Source organism: Bacillus pacificus, assembly GCF_020861345.1.
GTDB classification, from domain to species: Bacteria; Bacillota; Bacilli; order Bacillales; family Bacillaceae_G; genus Bacillus_A; species Bacillus_A pacificus.
This window is the reverse complement of the sequence record NZ_CP086328.1, coordinates 4,465,797-4,485,617: the sequence shown is the minus strand read 5'-3', so window position 1 is coordinate 4,485,617 and position 19,821 is coordinate 4,465,797. Positions and strand designations below refer to the sequence as shown.

The following is a 19,821-nucleotide window of genomic DNA, read 5'->3' as shown; positions in this document are numbered from 1 at the left end:
CGTTCAACGACTATCTCGTATAACTGACGAGAGTACATCACAAGCCTATGGTGGTGGAAAAATCCTCTATCTCTAAAGAGATAAACATATAGTCTGCGCTCATGTGAAAACATGAGAAGTTCATAAGAGAACTGGCTAAGGAATTGCGCCCTTAGTTGAACGAGATACATTTAATTAAATCTATCAAACCTCATTGAATATACAGAACGTATGTGCTATGGTGGTTTCAATGAGGTAAGAATAATAATGAAATTTTTACGAGTTAGTCAAGTATCAGAATTAACAGGTTTGCATCCGAGTAGTCTCAGGAGAATGCTGGTGGAACACGCTACGATTCAGAAGAACAAATCTTTCATTAAAGGAGTTACATTCTGATGATATTGGCGAAGAAAGTTAGACTGATTCCAACGCCTGAACAAGAACAAGTGCTGAGAAACCATGCTGGTGCTGCAAGATTCGCTTATAACTATTGTAAAAGAATGAGTGATAGATACTATAAGCTATTTGGAAAATCTGTTTCACAGTTAGCTTTACAGAAACGATTTACAAAGATCAAGAAGCGAAAGAGGTATGAGTGGTTAAAAGAAATCAATGCACAAGTTCCTAAACAGGCTTCAAAAGATTTTGATACGGCGAGAAAAAATTCGTTCAAAAAGTACAAAAATGGGATCACACTTCTTATAAATCCAAAAAAGATTTGATTCAAGGATTTTATGCCAATTATGAAAGACTGATTATAGGAAAGAGAGTAGTTCATATTCAGTCTATTGGAGAAGTGAAAACAAGCCAACAACTACCAAGAAATAAAAAACCATCCAATCCAAGAGTTACCTTTGATGGTCGTCACTGGTGGATTAGTGTAGGATTCCAAGAAGACTTTGAATCACAAGAACTAACGAATGAATCGATTGGTGTGGATGTTGGTTTAAAAGAACTTTTTGTAGCTTCTAATGGTATGAAAGAACGAAATATAAACAAAGATGCCAAGGTTAAAAAGCTTTTGAAAAGGAAAAAGTCAGCACAAAGAGATATGTCTAGGAGATTTAAAAAAGGTGTAAAAATTCAATCTGCCGGATATGAAAAAGCGAAAGCTGAACACCTGCGGTTATCTAGGAAAATTACGAATATCCGAAATAACCATATCCATCAAGCAACAGCTAAATTGGTGAAAACCAAACCAATGAGGATTGTTGTGGAAGACTTACCTATCTCAAACCTGTTAAAAAACAAAAAACTATCGAAGGCACTTTCCTCTCAAAAATTACACTTCTTCTTTCAATGTTTATCATACAAGTGCGAGAAGTATGGCATTGCGTATGTAAAAGCTGATAAATGGTTCGCCTCAAGCAAGATTTGTTCATGTTGCGGAGTAAAATACGACCATTCAGTTCAACCAGAAGGACAGTGGAGTTTAAAAATACGTGAGTGGTGTTGTGCTTCATGCAATAGCCATCACGATCGGGATGTAAATGCTGCGATAAATTTATCAAGATGGGTAAAATTAAATGCTTGATAATAGGAGGTAACGATACTGCCTCGTGTGGAGTGTTATACCCCTCGTCCCTTTGGGGTTGCGAGAACACGATGAAGCACTAACTTGTGTAAATTTGATTGAATTGTATAGATTTAGTTAAGTTTATCGTATCGGTGTGAGAGTGATACGGAGATGGAAGTGGTATTTATGTATGGCCTTACTCGGTATAGCAGTATGGAACGTATACACAAATGGAATTACAAAGTATGTGGAGAAGTTAACATTCTTCAATATACAAAGCGGAATGAGTAATAATGATGAAAAGGTCATCTTATCAAATGTACCTTTCATTCAGCAGTTACCAGAGTTAGATAGAGGTTGTGAAGTGACGAGCTTAGCGATGATGTTACAATACGCAGGTATTACAGTGGATAAGATGAAATTAGCAAACGAAATAAAGAAAGTTGATTTTATGAAAGATGGTGTACGTGGGAATCCGAATGAAGGATTTGTAGGAAATATTTATACCTTTTCTGAATCAGGATATGGTGTATATCATGGACCACTTTTTCAATTAGCGAAAAAGTATTTACCTAATAAAGCTGTGGACTTAACAGGGAAGAGTATAGAAGAACTTTATAAGAGTGTAACATCAGGACAACCGGTAGTCATGATTACAAATGCAACATTTGCGCCATTAGATGAAGATGAATTTACTACATGGGAAACAAATAGTGGAGATGTTTCTATTACGTATAATGAACATTGTGTAGTACTTGTTGGATATGATAAGGAATTTGTATACATTCGAGATCCTCTAAGTGATAGTTTAGATGTAAAGGTACCGAGAGAAAGTTTTGAAAAGGCATGGGTACAAATGGGGAGTCAGGCGATTAGTTATGTATAAGATAAATAAAATGAAGGAGGCTACTTTAGCCTCCTTCATTTTATTTGTTTTCTGTCGCATTGATTACAAACTGATCATAATATTTTTCATTCACATATATATTTAATAACCATAATCCAGATGAAGGTAGTGACATAGTGAGAGGGAGTTCGTTTGTAGTGGAATCAATTGTATTTGAAGTAGTCCAAGTTGGCTTGGAAGTTTCTTGTTGAAAGAGTACGGGTGTTGGAGTTACTGATCCTTGCTTTAGTGCAATAATAGATAGTTTTCCAGTGGGCATTTTGGGATCTAAAAAGTACCACATCATTTCATTTTTTTCATTTGCGATAATAGGGCTATCGGCCATTGCAATTTTGTCTTCGATACCTTTTAAAGGTATTTTTTCTTGTATGAAGGAGGATGTTTCTTCCCAATTTACATCTTTTAAAACGCTAAGGTGAAAGAAGGAAGGTGCATTAACTTGAGTGGATGACGTTGCGATAGCTTCTTTTTTTGTTGCTTCTGAATCAAGTTGCCCTTGTGTGCATCCAGCGATGAGAAAGGAGAAAAGTAGCATAGTTCCGATTTTTTTCATGGTGTCACACCCCTAATTTTTATTATTAGTGTAATTGTATTTGCTAGAAAGCGGGACAATTCCTTTAAAGTATAAAAAGAGGTCGTAAGTTTTGTACGACCTCTTTTGACATTTTTTATATTTGTTCAGATGTAAAGGCTGGCTCATTCTCTTTTTGCGGCATCGTTAAGAAAATAACAGAAAGAACGATACATACGCCACCTAATAATTGATACGCTCCAAAAGATTCATTCAGCCAAGCGATTGAAACGATGGCAGCTACAAGTGGTTCAATACTAGATAAAATGCTTGTTTCTGTTGCTGCTAAATATTTCAGACTACCGATATAAAGAAGAAAAGAAAGAGTTCCACTTATGATGATAAGAATAAGCATTGAAAAAGTTTTTGTTGTAAAAGTTTGCGAAAGCTCATGCCATCCAAACGAGCGATTACAAATAAGCAGGGCAATGCCGCCAATTAACATCCCCCATCCAATTACTAGGGTTGTTCCGCATTCTTTAATAAGGGAAGCTGGATGGAGGGTATAAAATGCAAATCCAATTGCTGTTAATAGACCAAAAATAATGGCTTCTTTCGATAAAACAATATTTTCAATTGAACCGTTTGTAATAATAAAGTATGTCCCTGTTAGCGCAGTTACAATTGCGAGTAGTTGCATAGAAGCAGGGAATTTTCGTTGTTCAAATGCGACATAAATGGTAATAAAAACAGGACCTAGAAATTGAAATAATGTCGCTGTGACCGCGTTACTAATATGAACTGTTTCGATAAAGGCGTATTGTGCACCGAGCATGCCGAGAATAGAGAAAATAATAAGTTGTATAGAATGTCTAGGGTGTTTCCAAATTTGAAAAATGTTTTGTTTCTTTATCAGTAAAAAAGATAAAATAAATATTCCCGCAAGCAACAATCGAATTGTTAAAAAATCAATTGAGGATACATTAGTATGCTGAAATAGCCACTGAATCATTGGACCAGATAATCCCCATAATGTAGCTCCTGTAATAATCATAATGAGTCCGATACGTCTACCATTGTTCATTATCATGTTTCTCCTCTCCAGTATTTGATTTTTTATGTGTGACATGATAAAAGGAATTATATATAACTTCTGGTACTGTAAAAAGTATCAGATTTCAGTTTTGTTAAGGGGTCAGATATCATGTTAGAATTAACGCCTAATTTAAATGTGAATAGTAAAAGAGCATTGTACGTGCAATTGTATGAGTATATAAAAAAAGAGATTAAAGATGGAACGATTGTCCCTTTTACGAAATTACCGGCTAAGCGAAAGTTAGCGATACATTTACAAGTAAGTAAAAATACAGTAGAGGCAGCGTACGAACAATTACTTGCAGAAGGTTATATTGAGTCGATATCGAGAAAAGGTTATTTTGTATGCAAGATTGAGCAAATGGTTCATGTAGAGGATAGCGAAGAGAGAATAGAAGAAGTACTGTTTCAGGAGAAGAGTTATAAATTTGACTTTACACAAACAGGCATTGATACAAATGCTTTTCCATTCAATATGTATCGGAAAATTGTAAATGAAGTATGGCAGCCGTATAATAACGAACTTCTCTTTCTAGGACACCCTCAAGGGGAAGCGAGCTTAAGAGAAGAGATTACGAATTATTTGTATGAATCTAGAGGTGTACGTTGTTCAGCTAGTCAAATTGTATTAGGTGCGGGAACACAAATATTAGTGAAACTATTGTTTCAATTGTTAAAGGGAAGCAATTATGCAGTGGAAAACCCAGGGTATCATAGGAAAATGGTCGTTTTTGAACAGGGAGAAGAGAAGGTTCAAATGTTGTCTTTAGATAGGGACGGCATTTGTATGGCAGATTTAGAAAATAGCAATGCGAATGTTGTATTTGTTACACCTTCCCATCAGTTTCCGTATGGAATGATTATGCCTATTACGAGAAGGACGCAGCTTTTACAATGGGCGAAGAAAGCGAAAGACAGGTATATTATTGAAGATGATTATGATAGTGAATTTCGCTATTCTGGAAAGCCTATACCGGCGCTGCAAGGGTTAGATACAGAGGGGAAAGTTATTTATATGGGGACGCTATCTAAAGCATTATTGCCATCGCTACGGATGAGCTATATGGTGTTGCCGAAGAAATTAATTAAAAAGTATCAACAGCAATATTTATTTTATACACAAAGTGTTTCAAGAATGGACCAAGAAGTGATTAGAAAGTTTTTAAATGAAGGCTATTGGGAAAAACATATTCATAAAATGCGTGTCGTCTACCGAAAAAAGAGGGATCGACTTGTCTTTGAAATAGAAAAGTATTTCTCTAATCGTGTTGAAGTGATAGGAGAAGATTCAGGATTGCACATTTTATTACAAGTGCATAATGGAATGCGAGAAGAAGAATTAATTCAAGAAGCTGCGAAACATAGTATTAAAGTATATCCTGTTTCTACGTACTATAAAGACGGTACTGCACCTGAAAATGTCGTTTTACTTGGGTTTGCGATCTTATCAGAAGAAGAAATTGCAAAAGCGATTCAATTATTAAATATAGCGTGGTTTAGAAAAAAGTAAAAAAACATCCTCATACGAGAGGATGTTTTTTTATTATTTATTTTCGTCTAAGAATAAGACCATATGCTCTTCGTCCCAATATTGTCCGTTATATTTTAATGAACGTTCTTGCACACCGAATGTTTTAAATCCTAATGATTCATAAAGTTTTTTTGCTCCATCGTTGCCAACAACAACATCAAGCATAACTTGTTCTACTTCTAAAGATTTAGCAAGTTCAAGACATTCTTTAATAAGTGCTTTTCCTGCTCCAAGTCCGCGTGCTTTTGGAGATACATATACAGAACCGATTTTAGCTTTATGTTCTTGTTTTACATATGGTTTCGTTTCCAGTGTTGCAACCCCGATTAATTTTCCATCTTTGAATGCACCTAGCGTATAGTTTTCATCTTGTGCTAATTTTTGTGCTTTATATTCAATCGCACACTCTTTATTAATAATATCTTCATAAGAAGAGCTAAAAGCTTCAGGGTTTTGCTTTAATCCTTCTACACGAAGTTCTAAGTAAATTTCCGCTTCGTCTTTTGTTAATACATGGATATCCAATTATATCACCCTCCAAATCTTTGACAAATGTATCTTTACCCCGCTATTTGTGGGCAGTAGACTCCAACTTTAAAATCCAGCGAATGCGCGGAAGTTAGATTGGAGATAACTGCCCGTAAATGCCCGATTGGTTCAACTAATAATCCATGGGGTGAACCCTTCCATGGATTAAAGTTTCACTTTATTTTATATTGAAATAAGAATAATTTCAAAAGCTTAGCCTAAATGAGCTGATTTTATGAACAAAATAACACCAGTAGTGTTTACTACTACTGGTGTTTTCACACACATATTATTCAAAAGGTAGCTCAATTATAAAGGTTGTTCCTACGCCTAATTTGCTTGTTACTAGAATGGAACCGTTATGCAATTCCACAATTTCTTTCGCAACAGCTAGCCCGATACCTTTTCCTCCAGTAGCTCTCGTTCTAGATTTATCAACACGATAAAAACGATCGAAAATATGCGGAATATCTTCCTCAGGAATACCTTCACCTTCATCTTGTACACTTATTGTAAAAGAATTTGTTTCTGTGAGTACGCGTATTGTAATAGTGGTGTTTTCTAGCGAATGTTGATAAGCATTGTGTAATAAATTTAACATAACTTGTTCCATACGTCTTTCGTCTATGCAAACTTCTAAATCGTCTTTGCAATATACATGGAGTTGCATTTGTTTGTTAGTTAATGTTGTTTTTGTTTTTTCAACCATTCGTTCTAAAAATGGTTGAAGGGTCACTTTTTGTTTTTTTATAACAAATTGGTGTTGTTCTAATTGTACAAGCATAAATAAATCTTGAACGAGATCAGTTACACTATCTGTTTCATCCTCAATGATTTGTAAGTATTCTTCTCGCTCTTCTTTCGTTAAAGTGTCTCTCTTTGCTACTTTCGCATAACCTTTCATATAGGTCAATGGAGTTAATAGTTCATGGGCGACACTAGCAAGAAATTCATTGCGTTCTTTTTTCATATAAGTTAGTTCACTGGACAAATCTTCAATCGTTTTTGCTAAGCTTCCAAGTTCATCATTCCGTTTAATACCTAATTGAATTGGCTTATTTAATTTTGACATTTTTTCTGTTGCCCTCTTCATTTTTATAAGCGGTTCTGTAATAACACGAGAAAAAACAAAGACAGAAATAGTCGTTAAAATAACAGTCAAAACACTAATGATAAGAAATTGGTTCATGAGTTTAAGCAACATATTTTCTAAAAAAGATGTTTTTAATAACATATATAACTTTCCTTGAAACTCTGCTGTATTAAGTGGGCTTACCCTTGTGATGAATTTTGATTTTTTCCAGTTTTTTTCGACAACTAATCCGTTTTCTGGAATATGTTGTGTTTTACAAGTAAGTTGTTTTTGCATCGCCTTTGTTACAGGTTCTGAAGTGGAAATGATTTTTCCATTATTGTCCGTTATAATGATAGCTATATCAGAGTTAGCAATTGATTCTGATTCAACTAAGTGTTCAGCTTCATCAGCGATATCGAACTCTGGGTATATAGGGCGCTTAGGATTTTTATTGTATTCAGCGCGTTCGCCGTGTTTCTTTTCTTTAGCAAATGCACTCCACTTTGCGCGTTGTGTAATTTTGTTACTATAGCGATTACCTTTTTCTAAAAGAGCAAGTGTTTCTTCCTCAATCCGCATTGTTGAAATGCTTTTGTAAAAAGATACGAAAGCAATTGTTTCAATACATAAAGCTAATATTAAAAAGTATGTCCCAATTTTAAGTGAAAGTTTACTCATTTTCTCACCATACCTTATTTCATATAAAGGGTCAGTGGTATGGTATTTTCCACTGACCGAAGTAATTATTCACTTTTCCATTTATATCCGACCTTATAAACAGTTTCTAAGTAATTTTCAACTGGAAATCCTTTTTTACGTAATTTATCACGGATATTGCGAATATGTGAATCGATTGTTCTATATTCAATGTCTGTTTCATAACCCCAAATTTTTTCGATTAAATCATCTCGGCTATAAGCACGGTTTGTATTTTGTAAAAATAGTCCAAGTAACGAAAATTCGATAGGAGTCAGTGAGATTTTTTCATCATACACTGTGACAGTATGTTTCGTTTTATCCCACTCAATACCATTGAAGCTAACAAATCCATCTTTCTTTGTCCGGCGTAATATAGCCTCAATTCGTGCAACTAATACATGCTCATCAAATGGTTTTGTAATATAGTCATCTGCGCCGATCGTAAGGCCTTTTACCATATCGTAATTTTGATTACGAGCTGTTAGCATAATGATTGGAACGTTGGAAATTTGACGGATTTGATAACAAGTATCCCATCCATCCATATTCGGCATCATTACATCTAACAAAACAATATCGAAGTCTTTTTGTTCTATTAACTTTAGTGCTTCAAGGCCAGAGGTAGCTTTCATACAAAAATAGCCACGAGGACTTAAGAACAGATCTAATAATCGTAACATACGTTCTTCATCGTCTACTAATAAAATTTTTACCATAATCTTGTGCACCCCAAACTGTTCATTCTACTTGTATAGTTTACATGAAAATGATAAAAAACTCTTTTTATGTGATTGAGTGGAAGAGTGATTTCTCGCTCAGAGTAATTGACATAAAAAATGCACTAGTTTTGCACAACTATTTTTTATAATAGAAAACGTAGCGACACAAAATACCCTATGTTGCGACATAACGTCATGTCATTTTATTTATAAAATGACAATTCCATTCTATTGTGTATGTGAGATAGAGAGGGTTTTCGTATTCACCTCGCATCGGATAAGAAAAATTTCCTATCTCACACTTTTTTTAAAAGGAGATCATACACATGAATCCAAAAGAAGAAATTTCAAAAAAAGAAAAGCAAGATCGTAATACGGTTGTCATGTGCGTTGCCGTATCTATGGTTATTATTATAAGTTGTGTAAATAAAATTTTGGGGATTTTATAATATAAAAAAAGCTTATTGCTTCTTAAGAAGCAATAAGCTTTTTTCGTTGTTAGGGGGAGTATTTTTATCCGACTTTAATGGGCAGTAAGACCCCCACTTCAAAATGCAGCGAAAGCAAAGAAGTTAGGTGGGGGGCGGGCTTCCCATAAAAGTCCGATTGGTGAGGGCTGATTAAAGTTTCACTTTATATAATAAACCAAGGTAAAATTGCTAATCCAGAAGTTACAATTGCTGTAGTAAATATTAAAACCATAGCTCGTTTGTTTTGTTTCATGTCACATTCTCCTCTACATATCAAGTACATGCGATCAGCGTGGGATGTAGTTCCCCACTGAGTAAAGTTTCACTTTACACTTTTAGTATAATGAATGGAAAGGTTTGGTACGATCGATAAAGGTGACATGAAGATTACATTGTTGTAATGAAAAAAGCACCTTTCTTAATAAGAAGATGCTTTTAAAAACTATATTGAAGTATTAATCATTTAAGAATAGAACCATATGTTCCTCGTCCCAATATTGACCGTTATGTTTTAATGAACGCTCTTGTACGCCGTAAGTTTGGAAACCTAATGATTCATATAATTTTTTTGCTGCATCGTTACCAACTACAACATCGAGCATAAGTTGTTCTACATGTAATTTATCGGCATTCTCAATAATTGCTTTAATGAGAGCCCGTCCTGCTCCAAGGCCACGTGCTTTAGGGGAAACAAAAACGGAACCGATTTTTGCTTTATGTTCTTGTTTAATGAAAGGCTTTGTTTCTAAAGTAGCAATGCCGATTAAATCGTTATCTTTGAAGACCCCTAGAGTATACTTATCCGGATTGCTTAATCGTTTTGCCATAGCAGCTACAGGATCCTCATGTTTCAGAACATCTTCATAAGAAGAGCTAAAAGCTTCCGGGTTCTTCGTTAAACCTTCCATACAAACTTTTAAATATATTTCTGCGTCCTCTGTCGTTAATAAGCGAATTTCCATCGTTGTAACCTCCTTGGTCGATTTTAAATCAAATAAATCCATTACATATATAAGAATGTGTATGCGTTTTGTTAGCAGTCTCTTTTAATTTGTAAAAGAATGAAAAGATATATGCTACAATATTTTGTTTTTAATTATGTAATGAAATTATATATTAACTTTATTAACTATTCAAGTGTTTAATATATTACATTTTCATAACTAAAATAACTCCTCGATTGAGGAGTTATTTTAGTTATTCGATCGATAACCATCAATTCGATGTGGATGTGTGTAAATATTACAAGATTCATTTCTAATAAATCCTACGACGGTAATGCCTAAATCGTGAGCGAGTTGCAATGCTAATTTTGTTGGTGCGGATTTAGATAGAACAATTTCACATCCGATTTTTGAAACTTTGAGTAAAATCTCGGATGAAATGCGCCCGCTAAATGCAATGATTTTTCCTTTAACAGATATATCGTTGCGTAAACAATGTCCATATATTTTATCTAATGCATTATGTCTTCCAATATCCATTCTTGATAGGAGGATATTGTTTCGATCACATAGTGCGGTATTGTGAACACCGCCGGTTTGACGAAAGGTAGTGGAAGATTGTTGTAAAGTATTCATTAAGTAAAAGCATTCTTCAGGAGTAATTTTTACATGTATATCATGTAAATCTTTTGCTTTCGCTGCGTCGTTAACGAAAATAAAACCTTGTCTACCTTTTCCGCAGCAGGAAGTGATGTATCGTTTATTATATAAATTTTGATAGAGCGGATTTATTTTTGATGATGTTACATGGACAATTCCGTTATCTTTTTGCACCCATAGTTCTTCAACATCTTTATAAGAAGAAATAATCCCCTCAGAAATTAAAAAACCAATGACCATGTCTTCAATATAGGTTGGTGTGCATACGACTGTTACATATTCTTTACCATTCAATTTAATCGTAATAGGAGATTCTGTAACAATCTCATCCAGTTGTTTTGAAAATGTACCAGATTGATAACGTACAATTGTATACGTTTCTTGCGTAGGCTCCATATTAAATTCCCCTTTTTTATGTATTTCTCTCCCATATTTATCATAAAACAATGGAAAAAATAAAAACACCTATTAGGAAGAAGTGAAGTGACCCCCGAAAACGGGACACCAATCAAAACACCTAAACCACTTGTTCCCTAAATTTTTTAGGGGATAGGTGGTTTAATTTTTCTTGAATTCGCACACAATTGTAGTAATGAATGTATTCTAGCACAATCTTTCGCACAGTTGCGTTGGATACTTTTGTTATCTTTTGTGAATAGAAAGCTTCACTTTTTAAATGACCAAAGAAGCTTTCCATGACGGCATTATCATGGCAATTTCCTCTCCGGGACATGCTGGTGATAATGCCGTTTTCTTTGGCATACGCTTGAAATTCTTTTGCTGTATAAATACTTCCTTGATCTGAGTGAAGAAGGACATCTTTTACTTTTCGCCCTCTCATTGCTTGTTTTAATGTCTTCATCGCTAATGTCAGTGTTTGTGATTCGCTGATGACACAACTAATAATTTCACGATTAAAGGCATCCATAATCGTTGATAAATACAAAGTACGCTCTCCAAATAAGAGATACGTCACATCCGTAAACCATTTTTCATTTGGTCTGGATGCATCGAATTGGCGCTCCAATCGATGAGGGGCTACCATTGGCTCCGCACCATTGATATATTTCTTTTTCTTTCGACGTACTTTTGAAAGAATGTGATTTTGTCTCATGATTCGTAATACTTTTTTATGATTGACACACAGTCCCATTTTACGAAGAGTAGCGGTCACTCTTCGATATCCATACCGGAATTTATGCCTAAGACAAACGTCCTTTATTTTCTCTTCTATACCATCTTTCAAATCTTCCGTTCGTTGTAACCAACGATAAAATGTGGAACGGGGTAATTCTAATACGTTACACAATTCTTTTACCGTTATTTTTGTTTTTACATTTTCCCATAAAGTAACTACAGTTTCTGGTTTCAGCCCCTTTCGATTTCCAGATACTTTCCCCATACAAGTAATTTTGTTTTTAGATGTTTATTTTCTAAACGTAGCTGTTCTAATTCACTGAGCTCTTTTGGTCCTTTTCCATAAGAATATTGTTTTCCTACAGGTTGTTGAAAACGATACGTTTGATCTGTACGATACCATTTCATCCATGTCTTAATTTGGGAAACATTTTTAATTCCGAGTTTCTCCATAATTGTACGATTTGAATAGCCGTCTTTCTTCATTTCAATCACTTTCCACTTTGTTTCTTCTGGGTAATGAACTCTTGTCTTCAAACGAAAAACACCTCCATTGAATTTGCATACTTAGTATGCGAATTCAGGAGGTGTTTTTTTCATGTACCACTATTCGGGTTCACTTCAAAGATCACAGATTATTTTGGTTATTATTGTATATGTACGATATAATAGAACTGTAGAATAGTGATATTTTCAAGCTTTCGTAGTTATACCTTATAACATCTAGAATCGACTTCATAAGAAAGCATTTGGGCAGAGCGTTTCAAAAATATGTACAGTAATGCGATTTTGAAAACGGATTCATAATTGTGTTGTACAGTTGGTTGTAAGGAGAGGGGAAACTATGGCAGAACAGACAGTCCGTGTAACCGTGGATGGTAAAGAATTTTCCACATCGGGTGAAAAGACGATACTACAATTATTTAACGAGAGTAATTTGGAACATCCTCAAATTTGTCATGTACCAGAAGTAGATCCAATTCAAACTTGTGATACGTGTATTGTAGAAGTAAATGGAAAGTTAATGCGTGCTTGTTCAACGAAATTAGAGAACGGTATGCATATCGAAAGACAGTCCCAGCGTGCCAAAGAGGCGCAGACTGAGGCGATGGATCGAATATTAGAGAATCATTTATTGTATTGTACCGTGTGTGATAACAATAATGGTAATTGTAAAGTCCATAACACCGTACATATGATGGGAATTGAAGAACAGAAATATCCGTATGAGCCGAAAGTAAGTGCTTGTGAAGTGGATATGTCACATCCGTTTTATCGGTATGATCCAAATCAATGTATTGCTTGTGGACAGTGTGTAGAAGTATGTCAAAACTTACAAGTTAATGAAACTATATCGATAGACTGGAGCTTAGATCGTCCGCGTGTTATATGGGATAATGGTGTAAGTATAAATGATTCATCTTGTGTAAGTTGCGGGCAGTGTGTAACAGTATGTCCATGTAATGCGTTGATGGAGAAATCCATGTTAGGTGAAGCTGGATTTATGACAGGATTAAAACCAGATGTGTTAGATCCGATGATTGATTTTGTAAAGGATGTAGAGCCTGGATATAGTAGTATTTTAGCGGTTTCAGAAGTAGAGGCTGCGATGCGTAAGACGAAAGTGAATAAAACAAAAACAGTTTGTACATTTTGTGGTGTTGGTTGTTCATTCGAAGTATGGACGAAAGATCGCCATATATTAAAAGTGCAACCTGTTTCAGATGCACCGGTTAATGGGATTTCCACATGTGTAAAAGGTAAATTTGGATGGGACTTTGTAAACAGTGAAGATCGAATTACGAAGCCATTAATTCGCCAAGGAGATATGTTTGTTGAAGCTTCATGGGAAGAAGCGTTAGAAGTTGTTGCTTCTAACATGCAGCATATTAAATCTGAATACGGCAGCGATGCATTTGGATTCATTTCTTCATCGAAAGTAACGAATGAAGAAAATTACCTTATGCAAAAACTAGCTCGACAAATATATGGAACGAATAATGTAGACAATTGTTCTCGTTATTGTCAATCTCCAGCAACAGATGGTTTATTTAAAACTGTCGGTATGGGCGGCGATGCAGGAACAGTGAAAGATATAGCTGAAGCAGGACTTGTCATTATCGTTGGTGCGAATCCAACAGAAGGACACCCTGTACTTGCGACGCGTGTAAAACGTGCTCATAAATTACACGAGCAAAAACTGATTGTAGCAGACCTTCGTAAACATGAAATGGCAGAGCGTGCGGATTTATTTATTCATCCGCGCCAAGGTACGGATTACGTATGGCTTGCTGGTATTACGAAATATATTATTGATCAAGATTGGCATGATAAAAAGTTCATAGCTGAAAATGTGAAGAACTTTGATGAATATAGCACAATGCTAGAAAAGTATACGCTTGATTATACAGAAGAAATTGCGGGGATTTCGAAAGAAAACCTGAAAGAAATGGCTCGTATGGTATATGAAGCAGATGGAACTTGTATACTTTGGGGAATGGGGGTAACGCAAAATACAGGAGGAAGTACAACATCTGCTGCCATTTCAAATTTACTGCTTGTTACGGGGAACTATCGTCGTCCTGGTGCAGGCGCATATCCATTACGAGGTCATAATAATGTACAAGGTGCTTGTGATATGGCGACATTACCAAACTGGCTTCCAGGTTATCAAGCAGTATCGGATGATACGCTTCGTGCTAAGTTTGAAAAAGCATACGGCACAACGATTCCGAAGGCACCAGGATTAAATAATATTGCAATGTTACTTGCGGCAGAAGAAGGAAAACTACGTGGTATGTATGTCATGGGTGAAGAAATGGCTTTAGTCGATTCCAATGCGAACCATGTGCAACATATTTTAGCGAATTTAGACTTCCTTGTTGTTCAAGATATGTTCTTATCAAAAACAGCTCGTTTTGCTGATGTTATTTTACCAGCGGCACCAAGCTTAGAAAAAGAAGGAACGTTTACGAATACAGAGCGACGTATTCAAAGATTATATGAAGTATTAAAACCACTGGGCGATTCAAAACCAGATTGGTGGATTTTACAAAAAGTTGCTCGTGCACTCGGCGGGGATTGGAATTACGAAAGTCCAAGTGAAATTATGGACGAAATTGCATCGCTTGCACCGTTATACTCTCAAGCAACGTACGATCGTCTAGAAGGATGGAATAGTTTATGTTGGGGTAGCCATGATGGTAGTGATACACCGCTATTATATGTAGACGGATTTAACTTCCCAGATAAACTAGCTCGTTTATCATTAGATGAATGGGTACCACCAGTTGTAGCGCCAGATGAGTATGATTTACTTTTAAATAATGGACGTATGCTAGAACATTTCCATGAAGGGAATATGACGAATAAGTCGGCTGGTATTTTATCTAAAGTATCTGAAGTGTTTGTTGAAATTTCACCTGAACTTGCTATAGAACGCAATGTGAAAGATGGTGGTCTTGTAGAATTAGCATCACCATTTGGCAAAATTAAAGTACAAGCGCTTATTACTGATCGTGTAACGGGGAAAGAGCTATACTTACCGATGCATGCAACGATAAATGAAGAAGCGATCAATATTTTAACTGGGACGGCAACAGACCTTTATACGTGTACACCGGCGTACAAACAAACGATGGTGAAAATGCGTGTATTACGTGAAAAAGGAAATCGTCCGTTACCATCTTCAAACCCGCGAGATAAAAAGCGTAATCCGCAAAATGGTGTTGAAATCGAGCAAAAATGGCAAAGAAAACAATACGTATCACTCGTGGACTAGGGGGCGAAGATAGTGGCGAAAGAAATTACTTTAATTAAAAAGAAAGTTGTAACAGAGGAAGAACAGAAACAGCAAGTAGCAGATGAACTTCTAAATGAGCTATCTAATAATCGTGAAGCAGTAGAAGAAACGATGCAACTGTTAGCGCAGTTGCAGAAGGCTGGAATATTAGATGCGGCGATTAGTTTACTTGCTGCGAAGGAAGATGTTTCAAAAATCGCTGTGGAGCAATTAAATCGTGAACCAGTTAAAAATGCACTCAATAATATGATGGGGGCCGGAGAAGCACTATCCTCAGTTGACCCAGAAGTAACGAAGCAAATTACCTCGAGCTTAGTCACTGGATTGCAATTTGCAACAGATGAATTAAAAAGTGGTAAAAAAACAAAAGTGATGGATTTCTTTAAAGTGTTAAAAGATCCAGATATCAATAGAGCCATTACATTCGGTTTTAGTTTTTTGAAAGCATTTGGGCAAGGGTTAGAGAAAAAATAGAGTAAGTGAAAAAGTGATGGGAAGTAGCCATCACTTTTTTCATTGTATGTATAAGAGTGTTCATGTTAAGCGGAATATATTATTATTAAAGGGATGGGTTAGAAATGGAAATGTGGAATCCATCTCAAATATCGTTTTAGAATGTGGAGGAATATATGCAACACCGTAAAAGACTATCTATACCAGGAGTAATGAGACATTCCTTTCAAACTGTTAGATTTGCTTTTTGGAATGTGTTAACATTCCAACTTGCTTATAAATTGTTAGCAGCGATTGTGTTTATCCCACTTTTCGGTATTATTTTCAATAAATTGTTGTACTTTGGTGGGTATGCAAACGCAACAAATGATGAGTTATTAGCATTTTTGAAAACTCCATACGGGATTTTGGCGATCGTAATTTTATCTATATTGGCATTGTTCCTGATCTTTACAGAGTTTGCAGTACTTATTATCATTTCGTACTTCGCTCATAAAAGGCAAAAGGTGAGATTACGTCCGATTTTATATAAAACAGTAACGTATTTACCTTCTCTGTTTACATATTGCTTACCTGGCTTTGTTTTGTATGCAGTTGTACTATTACCACTATTAAGTATGGGATATAAATCTGCATTGATTCCTGAAATTCAAATTCCTAATTTTATTACAGGTGAACTATTTAAGACAACAATGGGGCAAGTTGGATATTATACTTTCTTTGCTGTAGTTGCCTATTTGAACCTTCGTTGGATTTTTGTTTTACCTATTATTGTTTTAGAGGAGAAGCCGTTCCGTACGGCAGCACGAAAAAGTGCAACCTTAGTAAAAGAAAGCTTCTTTAAAGTGTTGTTCTTTTTAGTAGGTTTTTTCATATCTGTAGGAATTGTTTTTCTTTTATGTGTAGGAATTTATTTACTTTGTCTGTGGGGAGTATATGAATTTACAAACCCAGAAGGGACATTTGCACTACTAGCAGAGTCAACTATTTCAGTTTTCCTAACAAGTACATTGTATCTATTTAGCTTTATTATGACGCCGTTCTATATTATGGCGTTAACAAGATTGTATTTACAAAAGGTTCCAGTCGAAGATGTTTTATTAGAAGAAGGATTAGATTATTCAAAGACGAAGGCAGATAAATGTTTCTTCCAAAAACATCGTTGGAAATTTATTGGTGTATATATTGTAGGAATTATTACGGCGGGAATGGTTGTTGCTTTCATTGTGACCTTTATTACAAACACATATAAAGAACCGATTATTATGGCTCATCGCGGTTATATTTCAAAAGGTGTAGAAAATACGAAAGAAGCTGTGCAGGGAGCTATTGATGCGAAAGCAGACTACGCTGAAATTGATGTACTACAAACGAAAGACGGTGAACTAGCAGTTATACATGATTTGAAGTTGAAACGTCTTGCCAATGCTAATGTTCATGTTTCGGATTTAACGATGGACGAGTTAAGGCAGCTTACCCTTAGTCAAGATGGTTTTTCAGGACAAATCAGTACGCTGGATGAAATCATTAAGTTGGCAAAGGGGAAAATCAAACTCAATATTGAAGTGAAGCTTCATGGTGGCGAAAAAGACTTTGTAAACAAAGTATTAAAAACGATTAAAGATAATGAATTTGAGAAGCAATGTGTTATTCAAACGTTACATTACCCACTTATAAAAGAGTTTAAGCGTGCAAATTCAGATATAAAAGTCGGATATATACTGTATGCAAGTAGAGCCAACTTAAAGAATGTGAAAGCTGATTTTTATGTAGCAGAAGAATACATGTTAAATAAGAAATTAGTAAAAGAAGCAAGGAAGTTAAACAAACCAATTTACGTATGGACAGTAAATGATATGGAAAGTTTAAAGGGATATTATAAATTGAACGTAGATGGTATCATTACCGATTATCCTGAAGATGCACGTGAAACAATTAAGATGTTAAAAGAGCAAGAAGAGGAAGAAAGTGATCTGTTTGATAAAATTACGGAAACAACAGATGATTTATTTTCCAAGTTATTTATAAGTTATCCGGCTGCTAGCTAAATGCTAGCAGCTGTTTTTTTATCCCGCATTAACGGGTGGTAAGACCCCCACCTCAAAATTTAGGGGAAGCAAAGAAGTTAGGTGGGGGATCAACTGCTCGTAAAAGCCCGATTGATGAGGGCTGATAATCAGTGGGGATGAACAAAACCCCCACTGATTAAAGTTGCACTTTATAAAAAGAATATATATCTAAAGTATTGTGTAAATTAATAACTGTATATGTATACGGCATCATTGAGATTTCTTACATCGTTACATTATTGTCAAATAATAAATGATTACTACTTATTTTGAAGGAGTATAATAAAAATAGCGTGATAGATAATGAGATGGAACAAAGAGGATAATAGAATCAATGTTCCATATATTTACACTATTCTAAATATATAAACTTTAAAAATATAGTATGTTAGCGTTTTCATAACTTTTAAGTTATGCTAGAATAAGGACATAAGTTATTAATTATTACAAAAAGAAAAAAGACTTTCTTTTTTCTGTTAATTATAAGGGGGCATTTCATTATGCGTATTGGGGTACCAGCAGAAATTAAAAACAACGAAAACCGTGTGGCAATGACACCAGCAGGTGTTGTGCATTTAATTCGTAACAATCACGAAGTATTCATTCAAAAGGGTGCAGGTTTAGGATCTGGTTTCACAGATGCTCAGTATATTGAAGCAGGAGCAAAAATTGTTGATACAGCTGAAGAAGCTTGGAACATGGAAATGGTTATGAAAGTTAAGGAACCAATTGAAAGCGAATACAAACACTTCAGCGAAGGTTTAATTTTATTCACATACTTACACTTAGCTCCAGAACCAGAATTAACAAAAGCATTAATCGAAAAGAAAGTTGTTTCTATTGCATATGAAACAGTACAATTAGAAAACCGTTCTCTACCATTACTTGCACCTATGAGTGAAGTAGCTGGTCGTATGGCTGCACAAATTGGTGCACAATTCCTTGAGAAGAACAAAGGCGGTAAAGGTATCTTACTTGCAGGTGTTCCAGGGGTTAAACGTGGTAAAGTAACAATCATCGGTGGTGGACAAGCTGGTACAAATGCTGCTAAAATTGCAGTTGGACTAGGTGCGGATGTAACAATCATCGACTTAAGTGCAGAACGTCTTCGTCAATTAGATGACATTTTCGGAAACCAAGTAAAAACTTTAATGTCTAATCCGTACAATATTGCAGAAGCTGTAAAAGAGTCTGATCTTGTAATTGGTGCAGTATTAATCCCAGGTGCAAAAGCGCCAAAACTTGTAACAGAAGAAATGATTAAATCAATGGAACCAGGTTCTGTTGTTGTAGATATCGCGATTGACCAAGGTGGTATTTTCGAAACAACTGACCGTATTACAACTCATGATAACCCAACTTACGAAAAACACGGCGTTGTTCATTATGCAGTTGCAAACATGCCAGGTGCGGTTCCACGTACATCAACTCTTGCATTAACAAACGTAACAGTGCCATACGCAGTACAAATTGCTAACAAAGGCTACAAAGAAGCTTGCTTAGGCAACTCTGCATTACTAAAAGGTATTAACACATTAGATGGCTATGTAACATTCGAAGCAGTTGCAGAAGCTCACGGTGTAGAGTACAAAGGTGCTAAAGAATTATTAGAAGCAGAAACAGTATCTTGCTAATAGAAGCATTATACAAAACAAAATCGAACAATATATAAACCAACATGATAAGAGCTAAGAGTGAATATCTCTTAGCTCTTCTTGGCAAAAGG

15 protein-coding genes and 1 pseudogene are annotated in these 19,821 nt (G+C 35.4%); 8 read left to right on the top strand and 8 right to left on the bottom strand.

Going from position 1 to position 19,821, the window contains the following annotated elements; translation table 11 throughout:
* The first annotated feature begins 374 nt into the window (after positions 1–374).
* Positions 375–1,513: pseudogene (locus LMD38_RS23180) on the top strand (RNA-guided endonuclease InsQ/TnpB family protein).
* 142 nt (positions 1,514–1,655) lie between these two features.
* Positions 1,656–2,381 (top strand): C39 family peptidase, encoded by a 726-nt coding sequence (locus LMD38_RS23175; RefSeq protein ID WP_061183660.1) that lies wholly within the window; start codon positions 1,656–1,658, stop codon positions 2,379–2,381.
* Between the two features lie 40 nt (positions 2,382–2,421).
* On the opposite strand, the gene LMD38_RS23170 is transcribed toward LMD38_RS23175, so the two are convergent.
* Positions 2,422–2,955 carry a DUF4871 domain-containing protein gene (locus LMD38_RS23170; protein ID WP_228919989.1) on the bottom strand — a complete coding sequence of 178 codons (534 nt, stop codon included), beginning with the start codon at positions 2,953–2,955 and terminating at the stop codon, positions 2,422–2,424.
* A 115-nt stretch (positions 2,956–3,070) separates the two neighbouring features.
* Positions 3,071–3,997 (bottom strand): DMT family transporter, encoded by a 927-nt coding sequence (locus LMD38_RS23165; protein WP_061183662.1) that lies wholly within the window; start codon positions 3,995–3,997, stop codon positions 3,071–3,073.
* Positions 3,998–4,117: 120 nt separating this feature from the next.
* Between LMD38_RS23165 and pdxR the strand changes: the two genes are divergently transcribed.
* The gene (pdxR, locus tag LMD38_RS23160; RefSeq protein WP_062821659.1) at positions 4,118–5,518 is read left to right on the top strand and encodes a MocR-like pyridoxine biosynthesis transcription factor PdxR; all 1,401 of its coding nucleotides are present in this window, start codon (positions 4,118–4,120) and stop codon (positions 5,516–5,518) included.
* A 33-nt stretch (positions 5,519–5,551) separates the two neighbouring features.
* On the opposite strand, the gene LMD38_RS23155 is transcribed toward pdxR, so the two are convergent.
* From LMD38_RS23155 to LMD38_RS23145, 3 genes are all read right to left on the bottom strand, one after another.
* The gene (locus LMD38_RS23155) at positions 5,552–6,064 is read right to left on the bottom strand and encodes a GNAT family N-acetyltransferase (protein ID WP_000351212.1); all 513 of its coding nucleotides are present in this window, start codon (positions 6,062–6,064) and stop codon (positions 5,552–5,554) included.
* 292 nt (positions 6,065–6,356) lie between these two features.
* Complete coding sequence (locus LMD38_RS23150) at positions 6,357–7,820, bottom strand: sensor histidine kinase (protein ID WP_228919988.1); 1,464 nt, start codon at positions 7,818–7,820, stop codon at positions 6,357–6,359.
* 65 nt (positions 7,821–7,885) lie between these two features.
* A complete protein-coding gene (locus tag LMD38_RS23145; protein ID WP_000238954.1) occupies positions 7,886–8,557 on the bottom strand; it encodes a response regulator transcription factor in 672 nt (223 codons plus the stop codon).
* 329 nt (positions 8,558–8,886) lie between these two features.
* On the opposite strand from LMD38_RS23145, the gene LMD38_RS28670 reads away from it, so the two are divergent.
* A complete protein-coding gene (locus LMD38_RS28670) occupies positions 8,887–9,009 on the top strand; it encodes a hypothetical protein (protein ID WP_001068392.1) in 123 nt (40 codons plus the stop codon).
* Between the two features lie 476 nt (positions 9,010–9,485).
* Here LMD38_RS28670 and LMD38_RS23140 read toward each other — a convergent pair whose 3' ends face one another.
* The 3 genes from LMD38_RS23140 to LMD38_RS23130 form a co-directional block, all read right to left on the bottom strand.
* Positions 9,486–9,992 carry a GNAT family N-acetyltransferase gene (locus LMD38_RS23140; protein ID WP_000405875.1) on the bottom strand — a complete coding sequence of 169 codons (507 nt, stop codon included), beginning with the start codon at positions 9,990–9,992 and terminating at the stop codon, positions 9,486–9,488.
* Between the two features lie 231 nt (positions 9,993–10,223).
* Positions 10,224–11,030: a formate dehydrogenase accessory sulfurtransferase FdhD gene (fdhD, locus tag LMD38_RS23135; RefSeq protein WP_062821327.1), complete on the bottom strand. Its 807-nt coding sequence runs from the start codon at positions 11,028–11,030 to the stop codon at positions 10,224–10,226.
* Between the two features lie 121 nt (positions 11,031–11,151).
* Positions 11,152–12,308, bottom strand: a protein-coding gene (locus LMD38_RS23130; RefSeq protein WP_153019356.1) for an IS3 family transposase whose coding sequence is annotated in 2 segments (ribosomal slippage) — positions 11,152–12,056 and positions 12,056–12,308 — 1,158 coding nt in all. Because the reading frame shifts where the segments join, the coding sequence is not laid out codon by codon here.
* A gap of 307 nt (positions 12,309–12,615) precedes the next feature.
* Here LMD38_RS23130 and fdhF point away from each other — a divergent pair.
* The 4 genes from fdhF to ald all read left to right on the top strand — a co-directional run bounded on the left by fdhF (position 12,616) and on the right by ald (position 19,729).
* Positions 12,616–15,552 carry a formate dehydrogenase subunit alpha gene (gene fdhF, locus LMD38_RS23125; RefSeq protein WP_228919987.1) on the top strand — a complete coding sequence of 979 codons (2,937 nt, stop codon included), beginning with the start codon at positions 12,616–12,618 and terminating at the stop codon, positions 15,550–15,552.
* Between the two features lie 12 nt (positions 15,553–15,564).
* A complete protein-coding gene (locus LMD38_RS23120) occupies positions 15,565–16,047 on the top strand; it encodes a helical membrane plugin domain-containing protein (RefSeq protein ID WP_001040528.1) in 483 nt (160 codons plus the stop codon).
* 155 nt (positions 16,048–16,202) lie between these two features.
* Positions 16,203–18,074 (top strand): glycerophosphoryl diester phosphodiesterase membrane domain-containing protein, encoded by a 1,872-nt coding sequence (locus LMD38_RS23115; RefSeq protein WP_001164744.1) that lies wholly within the window; start codon positions 16,203–16,205, stop codon positions 18,072–18,074.
* Between the two features lie 521 nt (positions 18,075–18,595).
* The gene (gene ald / locus LMD38_RS23110; protein WP_062821324.1) at positions 18,596–19,729 is read left to right on the top strand and encodes an alanine dehydrogenase; all 1,134 of its coding nucleotides are present in this window, start codon (positions 18,596–18,598) and stop codon (positions 19,727–19,729) included.
* Positions 19,730–19,821 lie beyond the last annotated feature (92 nt).

What these genes read in the sequence shown, in the direction of transcription:
- LMD38_RS23145 (WP_000238954.1), bottom strand. Translation starts at nt 8,557, where the DNA reads ATGGTAAAAATTTTATTAGTAGACGATGAAGAACGTATGTTACGATTA.
- fdhF (WP_228919987.1), top strand. Translation starts at nt 12,616, where the DNA reads ATGGCAGAACAGACAGTCCGTGTAACCGTGGATGGTAAAGAATTTTCC.
- fdhD (WP_062821327.1), bottom strand. Translation starts at nt 11,030, where the DNA reads ATGGAGCCTACGCAAGAAACGTATACAATTGTACGTTATCAATCTGGT.
- LMD38_RS23140 (WP_000405875.1), bottom strand. Translation starts at nt 9,992, where the DNA reads ATGGAAATTCGCTTATTAACGACAGAGGACGCAGAAATATATTTAAAA.
- pdxR (WP_062821659.1), top strand. Translation starts at nt 4,118, where the DNA reads ATGTTAGAATTAACGCCTAATTTAAATGTGAATAGTAAAAGAGCATTG.
- ald (WP_062821324.1), top strand. Translation starts at nt 18,596, where the DNA reads ATGCGTATTGGGGTACCAGCAGAAATTAAAAACAACGAAAACCGTGTG.
- LMD38_RS28670 (WP_001068392.1), top strand. Translation starts at nt 8,887, where the DNA reads ATGAATCCAAAAGAAGAAATTTCAAAAAAAGAAAAGCAAGATCGTAAT.
- LMD38_RS23170 (WP_228919989.1), bottom strand. Translation starts at nt 2,955, where the DNA reads ATGAAAAAAATCGGAACTATGCTACTTTTCTCCTTTCTCATCGCTGGA.
- LMD38_RS23150 (WP_228919988.1), bottom strand. Translation starts at nt 7,820, where the DNA reads ATGAGTAAACTTTCACTTAAAATTGGGACATACTTTTTAATATTAGCT.
- LMD38_RS23115 (WP_001164744.1), top strand. Translation starts at nt 16,203, where the DNA reads ATGCAACACCGTAAAAGACTATCTATACCAGGAGTAATGAGACATTCC.
- LMD38_RS23165 (WP_061183662.1), bottom strand. Translation starts at nt 3,997, where the DNA reads ATGAACAATGGTAGACGTATCGGACTCATTATGATTATTACAGGAGCT.